The organism is Flaviaestuariibacter amylovorans, assembly GCF_039541815.1.
Taxonomy (GTDB): Bacteria; Bacteroidota; Bacteroidia; order Chitinophagales; family Chitinophagaceae; genus Flavisolibacter; species Flavisolibacter amylovorans.
The window spans coordinates 352219-369045 of the sequence record NZ_BAABGY010000008.1; the positions used below are offsets into that span (position 1 = coordinate 352219).

Sequence of the window (16827 nt, forward strand, 5' to 3'; positions counted from 1 at the left end):
GAAAATGAATCGATTGTGGAGTGGGGCAAGTTGACTTTTATCAATTAATCGGGGATCTGTTGACGGCCGGTTGGGCGGATCTATGGTGATAACCTCCTTAGAGATAGCCTGTTAGCTGCTTCAAATGCACGCCGGAACCTCCCCGATGCCTGGAGACCCGGCCGCCCATGCCTGCCGGATGCCCCGATAACGGTACCTTCCGTTTATCCGAAACGCCCTTCCTGCCTGCTTTTTCTGACACAGAACGGACCGGTGCCCCCGCACCGCCGGATTTATGTGCCCGCATGCCGGAGCGGTAAACCAACGCTTATGACCCCGATCTCCCGTCCGGCGCAATCCCTCACCCGCACTGCGCTTTCCTTGCCCGCCCGTTCGCGTGCCGTGCCGGCGCTTGTCAAAACGATCCCGTCGAGGATCCTGCTCGTATTCCTGCTCCTGGCCACGGCTAGTATGCCCGCCCTGGCCCAGGTCCATGCGCTCGACCGCGTCGGGCTCACGTCGGCCACGCCGGCCTCACCGGCGTATTCGCTCCGGAAGCTGAGCACGTCTTACACCGGCAGTGCCATCCGTGTGCGCCGCAGCAGCGACAACGCCACGCTTGATGTCGGGTTCACGGCGGGCGGCGACCTTGATACCGTTTCGCTGAAAGCATTCGGCGGGGCCCAATCGCTTTTTGTGACCACCTGGTACGACCAGGGCGGCCGCAGCATCAACGCCACTCAGGCCACCAACAGCCTGCAGCCGCGCATCCTGGATGCCGGCGTGGTGGAGCGCATCAACAGCCGCCCCGCCCTTTACTTCGGTACCGCATCGCTGGCCACCGCCGCGCAAACGATCTTCACCAACAACGCATCGATGGTGGGCTTCGCCAAAGGCAATAGCACCACGCCATCCGCGCTCGTCACCAAAACGGGCACCGCCTCCGGCTTCAACCCGGCACATCCGGCTCCCTTCGATTATACCAACAATGGCGGCGAATTCACGGTTGGCCAGGCCCAGACCGGTGACTACCAATCGATGCCGACCAACAGTTCCACTCCGGTTTCCGGCGTGCGGAGCAGCGTGCCCGCGTCGGTATACAGCTTCGTAATCAACCACGGCACGGCTGCCTGCCACCACTACCTCAACGGGGTGCAGGCAGGGTCCCTTACCTTGAATTACTTTGCCGACAACGGCGCTGCGCTCCGGATCGGCAACCGCAACGACGGGAGCAGTGCCGGTAATTTCTGGACCTCCGAAATCGTGCTGTTCAACGAGGCGCTGTCCACGGCGAACCGAACGACGCTCGAAACGGCCTTTACCCGCTACCATTCGACAGAATCGTCCCTGGCGGCCCTTTCCGTATCCAACGTCACGCTGGCACCCGCCTTCACGTCGTCCTCCTCGGGTGTCTATACCGGCAGTACGGGTTTGTCTTCCGTTACGCTTTCTGCTACCGCCACGGGTGGGGGCGCCAGCATCCGCGTGCGGGTCAACGACGAGGCCTGGATGACGCCGGCTACCGGCAGCGGCTCCTGGACGCTCTCCCTCCCGGCAGGTATGACCAGCCGGGTCGATGTGGAAGTGACCGGGCTTACCGGCGCCACGCGTACCTACCAGCTTGCGCTCCGCCGCCTGAATGGGCTGGACGTGCTTGGGCTTACCGGCACCCAGGAAGCGTTGCCTGCCTTTTCGCTCCGCCGCCTGAGCAGCAGCTATGCCGGCGCCGCGATCCGCGTGCGCAGGAGCACCGACAACGCTTTGCAGGGCATCGGCTTCACGGCAGCCGGCGACCTCGACACCGCCGCGCTCAAGACCTTCGTGGGCGCGGCCGACGGCTTCGTCATCGCCTGGGTCGACCAGGGCGGCTGGGGCATGAGCGCCACCCAGAGCGACCCCGCGCTGCAACCGCTGATCGTGCGCGGTGGTATCGTGGAGCGCCTGCACGGGCGCCCGGCCCTTTACTTTGGAACGGCCAGCCTGGCCACGGCAGCACAGGTCTTGTATCCTACTGCGGTGACCATGACCGGCGTAGCCAAGGGCGACAGCTCCGTTGCCGGTTCGCTGGCGACGAAAACCGGGACGGCGGGCGGAGCCAACGCGCACTTCCCGGCACCCTTCGACTTCACCAATGCACAGGGCGCATTTACCGCCGGCAGCGCCTCGATACCTTATTTCTCTTCGGTGGGGCTGGCGCAGCCGATTCGGAAAAGCGAGCCCGCCTCCGTCTACAGCTTTGTGATCACAGGTGCCAACTACCTCGCCCGGCTGAACGGTACGCAATCGGCCTTTAGTCCCCTCCAGCACTACGCTGACGCAGGCGCGCCGCTTCGTATCGGCAACCGCAACGACGGCGGCGGCTCAGGCCGCTTCTGGACTTCCGAGCTCGTGCTGTTCAACAGCGCGCTCAGCACCGCCGATCTGGCTACCGCCGAGCAGGCGCAGAAAGCCTATTACTTCATCCCCTGCAGCACCATCACGTTCACCCAGCAGCCGCTGAGCGGGAACGTCTGCCCGGGCGGCAGCCGTACTTATACAGTGGCAGCATCCGGGCTTGCGCCGCTCAGCTACCAATGGTGGCACAACGGGACGCCGGTAGGGGGCAACTCCGCTACCCTTACGCTTTCCGGGATCACGGCGGCGCAGGCCGGATCCTATTATTGCACCGTCACCAACCTCTGTGGATCGGCTACCTCCGATACCGCGGTGCTGATGGTGGTCGACGCGAGCACTGTGTTGCCGGTGCCAACGGTGTCGGGCAACCGCTTTTTATGCAGCGGCAACGGCACGAGTCTTACCGCCACCGGTGTGGAAAGCGCCGCCTTCGCATGGTATACTTCGCCTTCGGGGGGTACGGCGGTTGCCCAGGCCACTACCTACAACACGCCGGCGCTCAGCGCAAACACCACCTTTTATGTAGCGCAGTTGCGCTGCGGCTACAGCAGCGCGCGCGCCTCGGTTCCGGTACTGGTGAACACAACGCCGGCCATGGCGCAGCCTTCCGGGCTTCTTGCTACTCCCTCGGTGATCTGCCAGGGAGCGGCCAGCCAGCTTTCCGCTACGGTGGAAGCCGCCTCTGGGCAAAAGGTCTATTGGTATGCGAGCCCGACGGGCGGCCTGCCGCTCGGGCATTCGTCCTCCGGTACTCCCTTTGTTGTGACCCCCCTGGTCACGACCACCTATTATGCGCAAAGCGAGCTGCGGAAGGATACCGTGCGTTTCGCCTACACCGGCGGAGCGCAGACCTTTACGGTGCCCGACGGGGTTACCGAGCTGCGGGTAGACGCCCAGGGCGCTTCGGGCGGGCATTACGGGGGCGCCGGTGGGCGCGTCGAAGGGACCCTCAAGGTGACGCCCGGGCAGGTATTGTATATCTACGTTGGCGAAGGAGGTACCGGGTTCAATTACATTAGCCAGGGGCAGGAGAGCGCGCGCACCTTCAACGGTGGCGGCCATTCAGGCAATACCGGTGGCTCCGGCGGCGGCGGCACCGATATCCGTACCGGCGGCACTGAACTTGAAGATCGGGTGTTGGTAGCCGGCGGCGGGGGCGGGGGATTCCGCTTCGGTACCGTGATGGTAGGAGTGCCGGGCGGCGCTGGCGGCGGGCTTGTAGCGAATCCTGGCTTCCGGGACCGGCCCTCCTGGCTCCCCGGCGGCCCGGGTACGCAAACCGAGGGCGGAGCGCCGGGAACCCTGGGCTACGTCCAATTTGGGAATGGGGGCGCTTTCGGCAGCGGCGGCAACTCGTTCTATCAAAGCAACGGTACCTGGGGCGGCGGCGGCGGCGGCGGCTGGTACGGCGGCGGCGGCGCCAACTCCGCGGGCGGTGGCGGCGGCTCGTCCTATACACACCCCAGCCAGGTAACGGAGGTGATCCATACACAGGGGGTCCGCTTCGGCCACGGCACGCTGACCATTTCCTACAGCACCGGCGCCCAATGTGCGTCCACTTCGCGCGTGCCCGTCACCGTGAACGTGAGCACACGGCCCGACGTGGTCCTGCGCGATAACTTCCGCTCCTGCCCGGCGGCTCCCGTTACGCTCACCGCTACGGGCGCGGACAGCTACCTTTGGAGCCCGGGCAACAGCACCAACGCCTCCATCACCGTGGCGCCAACAGATACTACTACCTATACCGTGATCGGTACCAGGTCGCTCGGCGGGTGCAAGGATACCACACAGACAACCGTGTGGGTGGCCGACGTGGTGGCCACCGGCGGTACCATCTGCCTGGGACAGTCCGTTACGCTGAGCGCCGGCAACGCCGATACCTATACCTGGCAGCCGGGCAACCTCACGGGACAATCCGTATCCGTGAGTCCGTCGGCCACCACCACCTATACCGTCACCGGCGCCGACAGCTCCGGCTGCAACACCATCACCACCGTAGAAGTACGGGTGAACCCGCTCCCGCCCACGTCCGCCGGCCCCGACCAGACTGCGCCGGCCGGCACTCCGGTGACGCTGAGCGCCAGCGGCGCCGACACCTATGCCTGGGGCAACGTGTACGTGACAACGGCAAGCCTGACGCTGACCCCCGCCGAATCGCAGACCTATTGGGTCGAGGGCCGGTACACGGCCACGGGATGCACCTACACCGACAGCGTGCGCGTGCACCTGTTGCCCGTGCCGGTCATCACCGGCACGCTTTCGGTCTGCCCGGGCGGCGCCACCACGCTTACTGCCTCGGGCACCGGGCCCTTCCATTGGTATGATGCTGCCACGGGCGGCAACCTGCTCTTCACCGGCGCAAGCTTCGTAACCCCTTCGCTGGCAGCAACCACAAACTATTGGGTGGCCGGCGCCGGCGGCGCACGCGTACGCGTAACGGTAGCGGTGATCGCTGCGATGGCGACCGCCACGCCGGCTGAGATCTGCGCCGGTGGCCATACGGAGCTGGCCGCGGCCAACCGGCAAGCCGTCACCTCCTGGTACGACGCCCCTACGGGCGGTAACCTGCTGGCCACAACCGCGAACGGGGGCTCCCTGTTCGTTGCACCAGCAGGCACGACCACTTATTACGCGCAAAGCGCCGTGCAGGCGAAGACCGACACCTTCCGGCTGACCAATAACACCCAAACCTTCACCGTACCTGCCGGGGTTTCGTCGATCCGCGTGGACCTCAGGGGCGCCTCGGGCGCCAGCAAAGGCCCAGGGCGCGGCGGCAACGGCGGCCGGGTAGAAGCGACGCTCACCGTTACCCCGGGCGAAGTGTTGTACCTCCAGGTCGGTGGTCCCGGCACGGCCTACCAGGGCAGCTCCGTGCCAATGGCCGGCGGCTATAACGGCGGGGGCTCTTCCTACATCTATGGCGGCTCCGGTGGCGGCGCTTCCGACATCCGGATCGGTGGCAATGAGTGGACGCATCGGGTGTTGGTAGCGGGCGGGGGCGGCGGCTCCTATAGCGAACAACCATACAGCGCCAATGGCGGCCACGGCGGCGACCTCGTGGGCGATTGGGGCAGCGGTGGCAATGCTGCCGGCCCCGGCTCGCAAAGCAGCGGCGGCAGTAACAACATTATTCATGGAACTCCCGTAGGCGTGTCCGGCGCCTTCGGCCAGGGCGGCCGCTCCACCGGCTACGGCGGTACCCACGGCGGCGGCGGCGGCGGCGGTTGGTACGGCGGTGGCGGCACCGCTTCGTCGGGCGGCGGCGGCGGCTCTTCCTACAGCAACCCGGCGCTTTGCCAGAACGTAGTGCATACGAAAGGGTTCAACGAAGGCCCGGGGATGATCATCCTTTCCTACGCGCTGGATTGTGCCGATGCCGGCCGCACCCCCGTTACGGTAACCGTTAAGCCGTTACCGCAGATCACCGTCAGCTCCGATACCGATACCACCTGTACCACAGCGCAACTCACCGCCTCGGGCGGGGTCAGCTATTCGTGGACAGCGGCGCCTGCCTTCCCCGCCAGCGCACAACTCGCAGCGGGTTTACGGAAGCTCAATCCGGACTATGCCGGACCTGCACTGCAGCTGCGCCGGGCCTCCGACGGGGCTACCGCGGATTTCGGATTCAGCGGCATCGAGCTGGATAAGGTAGCCATCATCGCCTTTCTCGGTGCGGAACAGGGTTATTGCGTGAAGCTGTACGATCAGTCGGGCCGCGGCAACCACCTGGTGCAGCCCGACCCGTCCCGCCAGCCGCTACTGCTCCTCAACGGGATCGGCGGGCGACCGGTGCTCCAGGTGAGCGCCAACCCCGCCCGCTTCCTCACGAGCCCCGTTTCGGTAGCCGTTCCCTACACCGCGCTGTATGCAGCCCGCCAGAACGGACCTGCGCGGGGACGCATGCTTTCCTCCGTGAGCAACAACTGGCTCCTGGGCTGGCATGGCGGCAGCAAAGACATGGCCCATTTCGACGGGTGGGTATCGCCGAGCGGCGGGATCCCGGCCGGCAATGCACCGGTGGTGTATTCTGCTACCCGCATAAACGGCGCCACGCGTGTGTTCGCGAACGGCACGCAGCTTTATGCCAACAACCAAGGCCACAGCGGCATCAGCGGTCTCCAGGTCAACGGCTGGCTGGGCGGTCCCAACGAGCTTTCCGACGCCGAATTCGGCGACATCCTGCTGTTCAATACCTCGCTTCCGGATGCAGATCGGGCAGCGCTCGAGCGCAACCTGGCCGAGTACTACGCTATCCTGCCTGCGGCTTTCGCGGCCACCTTCACTGCAACCCCGCTCGCACCCTACAGTAGCTACCTGGTCACGGGCACCGGTGCCAACGGCTGCGTAAGCACGGCCACTAAAAAGATCTACCACGACGGGCGCCCGCCGGTACTGCAATGCCCCGCCGACCAGCCGCTGGTGCGCAGCAGCACGTGTACGGCCACGCTGCCGGATTACCGGTCGCTCCTGGTGGCAACCGACAATTGCTCCCCGGCCGGCTCCCTGCAGGTAACCCAAACGCCGGCCGCCGGAACGGTGCTTACCGGCATGGATACGCTGACCGTACAGTTCACCGTGCGCGACAGCACCGGTTACGCCGCTACCTGCAGCTTCCGCGTGCTGCCCCGCGACACCACCACTCTTTCGCTTACCTGCCCGGCGTCGATTGAAGCCCCGCAGGAGGTGGATGTCTGCGGTGCGCACGTTACGTTCGCTCCACCCCCCGTGAGCAACTGCCGCACGCTGCCCGTGCTGCAGACCGGCGGCCCTTCCAGCGGATCGCTGTTCCCGGTTGGCTCCACTTCCGTCACCTTCACGGCATATGATCTCGATGGCGGCACCCGCTCCTGCTCCACTTCCGTGACTGTGCTGCCGCGCACCTACGTAATATCCGGGGCCGACTCGGTGTGCAAGGGAGGCAGCGCCACGCTGCAAGTGGCGGGCTTGCCCGCAGGTGCTCCGGTAAACTGGTTCACCCAGCCCGGCGGCCAGGGAACCGTCGTTGGCAGCGGCCACTCCCTTCCGGGAGCCGCTGCAGGTACCTACTATGCACAGATCGGTGCGCCCTGCGGACCGCTCGAGCGCTCGTTCACGGTATCTGAATACCCCGACTCCTTGCTGCAGATCGGTGGCGACACCTCGTTGTGCCCCGGCACCCGTGGTTTCGTGACCGCAAGCGGTTTCCCGGCGATCAGCTGGGGACCGTTGACGCTCCCTGCCGATGCGGCGCCCGCGTCGGCACGCCTGGCGGCAGGCCTGCGCTTGCTGAACAGTACTTATACGGGACCGCTGCTGCGCCTGCGGCGTGCATCCGACGGCAACGAGCAGGATTTTTACGCGCTTGGCCGCGACCTCGATACGGCCGCCGTCCGTACCTGGCTCGGTGGCGGCAGCGCCTTCTGCGTCACCCTTTTCGACCAATCGGGAAACAGCCGCCACATTACCCAGGCAAGCCCGGGCGCGCAGCCGCAGTTCATCCTGCGCAGTGCGGTCAACAACCTGCCGGCGCTGCGCTTCACTACGAGCCAGCAGATGCGGCTCGACGCTACCTTTCCGGCGCCGTTTACGATCAGCTACACCGCCCGCCAGACGGGCGGGAGCCGCGGACGCGTGCTCTCCGCGTACCGCAACAACTGGCTGCTCGGTTGGCATCTCGGTCAGCGGCGAAGAGCTTTTTTCGAAGGTTGGGTGCATGCGGGCAATACGGCGGCAAACAACGACCTGCAGGTATACACCGGCACTTCGAGCGGTACGGTCGCCGCTTTCTATGAGAACGGAACACTCATCGCTTCCAACAGCGCCGGAACGGCCGGGCCCGATGGCCTGCAGCTGAACGGATACCCGGGCGGAGAGTACTCCGACTGCGAGATCCTCGAGCTGGTTGTTTTTGCCTCGGTGCTTCCCGAAGCAGCCCTGGTGGACCTGGAGGCCGGCGCCCTCAACTACTATCTGGCGCGCAGCCGCCTGCTGGTGGCGGCGCCGCCAACTGGTCATCTCCGAACCTATTCCGTCACCGGATCCCGGCCGGGCTGCAGCCTCTCGCAGGCAAGGTCCGTAGTAGTACGGTCTTCGGTGATGGGCGATCCCGCGGTTTTCGGCAACGGCACGTGGCATGTATATGTCTGGAACAACGGCACCGACACTATCGGCAACCGGTCCTGGAACGACCGGTACTCCGGGTACTATACCTCCGGCGACCTCAACTTCAACACGACCACGCATTGGGGAAGCGGTACGGCGCCCTCGGGTGCGGTCGGCTACCAGGGCTGCCCGGTAGGCAGCACCAACCATTCGTGGAGCGCCAAACGCCAGGGCTTCCCCTGCGCCGACTACCGCATCTCGGTAGCGAGCCACGACGATGCCGGTCAGCTCTGGATCAACGGCGTAAAAGTGTGGGAGCACAACGCCTGCTGCGACGCGCACAACAACGTCTGGGAAGGACGACTCGGTTCCACGGATTCCGTCGAATTCCGGGTCACACAAGGCATCGGCGGTGCGCACGGCGCGCTGCAGTTCACGGTCATCAACAGCACCGTAACGCTCTCGTATCCGGTTACCTCGCTGTGCAACGCCACATCGACCCTCCAGCCTGCCGTTAGTCTTACGGGTGGCCGCTTCCATGCCGCCCCGGCCGGGCTCGCGATCGATCCGCTTACCGGTATCATCGACGCAGGCGCGAGTGTCAATGGCAGTTACGTGATCACCTATGTACGGGCCGGCACCTGCGGCGACAGCCTGCGCGCGACCGCGACGCTGCAGGTATCGCTGCCGCCGGTGGGCCCGTCGGTATTCGGCATCAACAGCTGGAACGTCTTCGTCTGGAACAGCGGCGGCGCGACGATCAACGCGAATACCTGGAACGCCAATTTCGCAGGCGCGTATACGGTAAGCACCGTCGATTTCAACAGCACGGCGCAATGGGCCAACGGAACGGCGCCATCGGGTGCCCCCGGGTACCAGGGATGCGCCGTAGGCGTTGCCAATCACTCCTGGAGCGCCAAGCGTACCGGCTTCCCCTGCGGGAACTACAAGCTTTCGGTAACGAGCCACGACGACGCCGCGGAGCTCTGGATCAACGGGGTGAAGGTATGGGAGCACAGCGTGTGCTGCGATATCCATAACGATATCTGGGAAGGCCCGCTCGGCGGCAGCGATTCCGTAGAATTCCGGGTAACGCAGGGCGGCGGCGGCGCCGAGGGATCGCTGCGCTTTACCAACCTGACCACCACCAACAGCGTCGTATACAGCAAGACCACCGTTTGTACCGGCGAGACCGTTCCTGCGCCCGTCGTCAGCAACAGCGGCGGCTGGTTCACGGCGAGCCCTTCGGGCCTGGTGGTGGATAGCGCCAGCGGCCTTGTGGACGTGGCGTCGAGTACGGCAGGCAGCTATGTGATCACCTATCACCGGGTGACCTACTGCAACGATACCCTGCGGACGCAGGTGCCTTTCCGTATAAATGCGGTATCCGGCGATCCCCTGCAATATGGCGACGGGGCCTGGAACGTCTACGTCTGGAATGCCGGCGGCGCCCTTCCCGGCGCAGGCGCCTGGACCACGAATTATTCGGGCTACTACACGGCTAGCGGACTCGGCTTCAACTCCACCGACGGGTGGGCCAATGGCGCGGCGCCCTCCGGTGCGCCCGGCTACCAGGGATGTGCCGTCGGCACTACGAACCATTCGTGGAGCGCCAAGCGAAAAGGCTTCCCCTGCGGGCTCTACCGGCTGGATGTGACCGGGCACGACGACGCCGCGGAGCTCTGGATCAACGGACAGAAGATCTGGTGGCACGACCAGTGCTGCGACCAGCACGGCAACGTATGGACCGGCTACCTGGATGCTACCGACAGCGTCGAGTTCCGGGTGACGCAGGGAACCTCCGGCGGCTTCGGATCCCTGGCGGTGGTTCTGCTCCCCGATACCGTCACACTTACTTATCCCGCTACGACGGCTTGTATCAACGCGGGATCCCTGAACGCTTCGGTGAATCGCCCGGGCGGCGTCTTCAGCGCGTCGCCGGCCGGCCTGTCGCTGGATACGGCCACGGGCCTGGTGGAGCCTTCATCGAGTGCGGCGGGCTCCTATACTGTCACCTATACCGTTCCGAACCATTGCGGCGGCGTGCTTACCACGACGGCACCGGTAACGGTGACCGCAACCGCGGGCGATCCCTCCGTATACGGAAGCGGCGCCTGGAACGTCTACGTATGGAACGCCGGCACCGGCAGGATCAACAATGTTTCCTGGAACGGCAACTACAGCGGGTATTATACGGCGTCGGGGCTCGACTTCAATACGTCGGATCAGTGGGCCAGCGGAACCGCGCCCTCCGGGGCGCCGGGGTATCTCGGCTGCGCGGTGGGTAGCAATAATCACTCGTGGAGCGCGAAGCGCGAAGGCTTCCCCTGCGGCCGCTACCGGATCGACGTGCTGCGCCACGAGGATGCCGGCGAGCTGTGGATCAACGGCGTGAAAGTGTGGGACCACAACAACTGCTGCGACGCGCACTTTGGCGCCTGGACCGGGACGCTCGGCGCGGGCGATCGCATCGAGTTCCGGGTGACGCAAGGCAGTGCCGGGGCCGGTGGCCAGCTGGCCATCGTACCGATAGACCCGGTGCTGGACCCGGCCTACCCGGCGGCGGCCGTTTGCCGTAACGCACCCGCCCTGGCAGCCACGGTGGGCACTCCTGGCGGCACCTTCAGCGCTGCGCCCGCAGGCCTGTCGATCGACACCGCCACCGGCACGGTGACCCCCTCGCTGAGCGTACCGGGCACCTACACGGTGCGCTACACCTGGGCCGGGCCTTGCGGTACCTCCCTGGTGGATTCAACGACGCTCTTCATCCAAAATGCCGCCGGTGATCCTTCCGGGTTCGGCGATGGCGCCTGGAACGTGTACGTCTACAACAGCGGCGACGGCTCCCTGAACACCACTGCATGGACCACCCAGTATTCCGGTTACTATGTCGCTGCCGGGCTCAACTTCAATACCACCGACCAGTGGGCCGATGGCACCGCGCCGTCGAACGCACCGGGCTACCAGGGCTGCGCCGTCGGAAGCAACAACCACTCGTGGAGCGCCAAACGACAGGGCTTCTCCTGCGGCTATTACAGCATCAGCATCAACAGCCACGACGATGCCGCCCAGCTCTGGATCAACGGCGTGAAAGTATGGGAGCACGGCACCTGCTGTGATACGCACGCCGACGCCTGGCGCGGACCGCTGGGCCCTTCGGACCGCGTGGAGTTCCGCGTGACCCAGGGAACGGGCGGCGCGCACGGCGCCCTCAGCTTCGCGGCATCCGTGCCCTCGGTGGCCTATGCAAAAACATCCTTCTGCTCCAACGAAGGGCTGCTGGCGCCTGCGGTCAGCAGCACCGATGGCAGCTTCACGGCTACCCCGCTCGGCATCGCGCTGAACAGCAGCACCGGGGTGGTGGACGCAGCCGCCACTACGCCGGGTACGTACACCATCGTCTACTCCTGGCTAAGCCCCTGCGGCGACACGCTGCGGGCCAATACGGCACTCACTGTCCTTGCCGTGGTGGGTGACCCGTCGGTGCCGGGCGCCGGCGTCTGGAACGTGTATACGTGGGCCGATGGCGAGGACGGCGACAGCACCCGTTCCTGGAACACCAACTACGTGGGCTATTCCGTCATCAGCACACTCGACTTCAATACCGCGCAGCTCTGGGGCGCCTACACACCGGTTGCCGCTCCCGGCTACCAGGGCTGCAACGCCACCGACGAAGAACACTCTTGGATCGCCAGGCGCCAAGGCTTCCCCTGTGGCCGCTACTCGATCACAGTGCCGACGAACGCGGGCAGCGCGGAACTCTGGGTCAACGGTGCTCGGCAGCGGTACCTTCCCGAAGCATTCCGGCGCCTGAATTCGGTGTGGACAGGGTACCTATCCACCACCGACATCGTAGAATTACGGGTACGGAGCAACTACGGCTCCCATGCGGTGATGCGCTTTACGCTGGTGGCGACGCAGGTGTCGCTTTCTTATCCCACGCAAGCCGGCTGCCGCACGGGCGGCCAGCTCCAGCCGTCCGTTACCGGGCCGTCGGGTGGAACCTTCAGCGCCGATGGCGCAGGCCTCGTGCTGAACGGCAACACCGGGGTCATCGACCTCGGCGCCTCGGCGCCGGGAACTTACCTGATCACGTACACCGTCACCGATCCCTGCGGCGCCGTACTTTCCGCCACCTGGCCGATGCAGGTCGCCAATGCAGCCGGGGATCCGTCGGTATTCGGCAACGGTGCCTGGAACGTGTATGTCTACAACAGCGGCGACGGTACGCTGAGCGGCCCGGCATGGACCACGAATTACTCGGGGTACTATGTCGCTTCAGGACTTCATTTCAATACAACGAATCAATGGAGCGACGGGGCGCCACTCTCCACCGCAACGGGCTACCAGGGTTGCCCGGTAGGAGCCGGCAACCACTCCTGGAGCGCCAAGCGCACCGGCTTCCCCTGCGGCTTCTACCGGCTCGATATCCAGAACCACGACGACGCCGGCCAGCTCTTCGTCAATGGCGTGAAAGTGTGGGAGCACAACGCATGCTGCGACGCGCACAACACGGCCTGGCAGGGCTTCCTCGGCGCCACCGACAGCATCGAGTTCCGCGTGACGCAAGGCAACGGGGGCGCCAACGGGGCCTTCACCCTGACGCCCGCGCAGCCGGTGCTGGCCTACAGCAGCACTTCCGCGTGTACCGGTATCGGCCTCATGAGCCCGCTGCACGGCGGCCTCACCGGCACCTTCACCGCGAGCCCCGCCGGGCTCGCGATCGACGCCGTCACCGGGCTTGTCAACGCCGGTGCGAGCGCTGCCGGCAACTACACGATCACGCATACGATGGCCGACGTCTGCGGCGGGGCCGCTTTCGTATCCACAACAACCCTGGCGCTGACCGCAACGGCCGGCGACCCGTCGGTGCACGGAGCGGGCGTCTGGAACGTATATACCTGGGGCGATGGGGAGATGACCGATACGACGCGCTCCTGGAACACGAACTATGCCGGCTATAACACCATAGCCCCCCTGGATTTCGATACCGAGGAGCACTGGTACACGTACAACCCGAGCGCTGCTCCCGGCTACCAGGGCTGCCCTGTCAGCGATGAGCAACACTCCTGGATCGCCAGGCGCCAGGGCTTCCCCTGCGGCCGCTATTCGATCCGCATACCGCTCAACGACGCGACCGCGCAGCTATGGATCAATGGCGCGCCGGTCTGGTACGGCGCGCGGTATACGCTCAACAACCCGGGCCGCGTCGCCTGGGAGGGATACCTGTCGGGCTCGGACATCGTAGAATTACGGGTGCGCAGCAACTGGTACGGGTCGAGGGCAATAATCAACTTCATCGGGCTTGCGCCTGCTGCTTCGCTGGCTTATGCCACCGGCAATGCCTGCAGTAACAGCGGGCCGCTGATGCCCACGTCCGCCACACCGGCGGGCGGGGTGTTCAGCGCCCTCCCCGCAGGCCTTTCGCTCAACCCGGCTACGGGCGCGGTAACAACGGGCACGTCGGCAGCGGGCACCTACCAGGTTACCTATACCGCCACCGACGCCTGCGGCAACACCGTCAGCGCCAGCTGGCCGCTGCAGGTATCGGCAACAGCCGGATCGCCAGGCGTCTTCGGCGCCGGCGCCTGGAGGGTGTATGCATGGAATTCGGGTGGACTGCCAGGCGCTGCATGGTCGGCCGGCTACGCCGGTTATTTCAGTGCGGCAACACTCGGCTTCAACAGCATCGACTTCTGGGATCCTGCGGTCTCGCCCTCGTCGGCAACCGGGTACGCGGGCTGTCCCGTCGCGGATGACCAGCATAGCTGGAGCGCTAAGCGCACCGGGTTCCCCTGCGGCTACTACCGCCTCTCGATCCCGGATCACGACGATGATACCGAGCTCTGGATCAACGGCGTGCGGGTGTTCCAGGAGGCCGGCATCGGCGGTAGTGCTGCCATCGTATGGGAAGGCGTGCTTGGTCCGCAGGACAGCGTCGAATTCCGCGGACTCGACGCTACGAGTGGTTCTTATGGTACGCTGCTGCTTACGCCCGCTCTGCGTTCCGCCTCCATTGCCTATACCGGCAGCCCGTATAGCTTAGGCGGCGGGCTTGCACCCGTGACCCGCACCGGCGATACTACCGGCGTGTACCGCTCTTCGGCCGGTCTCGCGCTCGATTCGCTGAGCGGAACCATCAACCTGAACGCCTCGGCATCCGGTATTTATACGGTGAGCTACCTGCTCCCTGCGGCCCGGGGCTGCGTGCGGGAGTCGGTTTCCACCACGGTGGCCATCAACAGCGGTATGAGCCAGCCGGCCAGCCAGACGCTCTGCAGCGGTGCGCGCACGGCTGCGGTGTCGTTCAGCGGCTGCGGCGCCGGCGCTGTGTATAGCTGGACCAATACGGAGCCTTCCATCGGCCTGGCTGCCTCGGGCACCGGCAGCCTGCCTGCGTTCATCGCAGTCAATACCACCACCAGCCCGATCGTAGCCACCATTACCGTTACGAGCGCCGGCTGCGCGGGCCGCAGCTTCACCATTACGGTGCTGCCTGCCGCCACGGTTCCGGCGCAGGCGAACAGGGTAGTGTGCGCAGGCACCGGGATGACTCCCCTGGAGATGAACCCGAACTACGCCTACAGCTGGACGAACTCGGAGCCTTCGATCGGCCTCCCCGCCCAGGGCACGGGCGACCTACCGGCCTTCGTTGCCGCCAACGCGTCGACGGCTTCCGTAACGGCGGTGATCACCATCCGGCCCAGCTACTCCGGCAGCGGCCTTACCTGCCCCGGTAAGTCCACGGTCTTCCGCATCACGGTAAAGCCGCTACCGCAGGTGACCGTCCCTGCCAACAGCACCGTATGTGCCGGCGCCGTGATCAGCGCGGTGTCCTTCACCAGCGCGGTTGCCGGTGCTACGTATGCGTGGACGAACTCGAACCCGGCCATCGGCCTCGCTGCCTCCGGCACGGGCGACGTGCCTTCGTTCACTGCGATCAACAACAGCGGCAGCAACCGGGTGGCGACCATCACCGTAACACCCAAGGCGAACGGCTGCAGTGGTACTCCGCGCTCCTACAGCATCACGGCCACGCCGGGAGCGGGCAGTATCGCTTACCCCGGCTCGCCCTATTGTGCTTCGGGCTGGGCATACGTACAGCGCGGCGGCGCCGCCGGCGGCACGTTCAGCGCCACGCCCTCCGGCCTCCTGATCGATACGGCCTCCGGTGCGGTGAACCTCGCGCATTCGGCACCCGGTACGTATACGGTAACTTATACTTCCGGTCCGAACGGCTGCGGCGGAGCCGCCACCACGCTGATCACCGTGAAGCCCCTGGCTACCGTGAGCGCAATTGGCAACAAGACCTACTGCGCCGGGGCGGCAGTGCCGGCAATCCCCTTCAGCGGTACGGCTTCGGCATATTCCTGGACCTATTCCGGACCCTCGATCGGGCTTGCGGCTACAGGTACCGGCATCGGGCTGCCGGCCTTCACCGCGGTAAACAACGGCACCGCTACGGTGACGGCCGCCATTACCGTGACGCCGCTCGGCAATGGATGCCCGGCCGGGAAGCCGGTCACCTTCCGCATCTATGTGCAGCCGAAAGTGGTACTGGCTGCGATCGCTGACCAGGTGCATTGCAGCGGAGCGCCGGCGGCAGGCGTAGGCTTCACGGCGAACCTCTCCAACGGGGTCACGTATAGCTGGAGCCGCACCCCGGCTGCCATCGGCCTGACGGCTACCTCGGGCACCGGCAGCTCCATCCCGGCCTTCGTGACCCAGAATGCGAGTGGGGGTACGCTTTCGTCGCTGGTGACCGTGACCGGCACCGCCAACAAATGTGCAAGCGCACCGGTAACCTTCACCTATATCGTGAACCAGTGCGTAGCCCGGAGGGCGCCCGATAAAAAAGCGGTCGCCACGCCGAAGGAGGAGGAGGGTAGTCTTTCCACGGCCGTTGTGGGACCCAACCCAACGCAGCGCCTGCTCACGGTATATACCGGTACGGCATCGGGTACGTACACGGTGCGCATACTGGATCCAAACGGTCAGGAAGTGTTGCGGCCGGCGTCGTTCACCGGTACCCGCCACACGTTCGACCTCACCGGGTTGCCGGCCGGTACCTACCTGCTGCAGCTCACCGACAGGCGTACGGGCGAGCAGGTACAGCGCAAAGTGGTCAAGCTCTGATGCCCCATGCCATAAAAAGCCCCCGCCTCAGGCGGGGGCTTTTCTGTGTCCGTATTAATACGGGACGCCGCCTTTGCGGGCACAACCTGGCCGCGGCGTTACCAAGCCGGTTTCGTGAGCCAGCACTGGTGCACCACGATCCCGTTGCCGGTATCCGGGCCGTTCCGCTCCCGAACAATTTGTCCGATATCGGACGTTTTTCACGAATCGAGAATGGATAACCAGTTGTAATACAGC

Annotated in this window: 1 protein-coding gene; it reads left to right on the forward strand. The window is 65.4% G+C overall.

What is annotated here, in order from left to right; all coding sequences use genetic code 11:
* The first annotated feature begins 309 nt into the window (after positions 1-309).
* Positions 310-16590, forward strand: coding sequence for a glycine-rich protein (locus ABD937_RS15025; RefSeq protein ID WP_345256576.1), 16281 nt, complete (start codon positions 310-312; stop codon positions 16588-16590).
* Positions 16591-16827 lie beyond the last annotated feature (237 nt).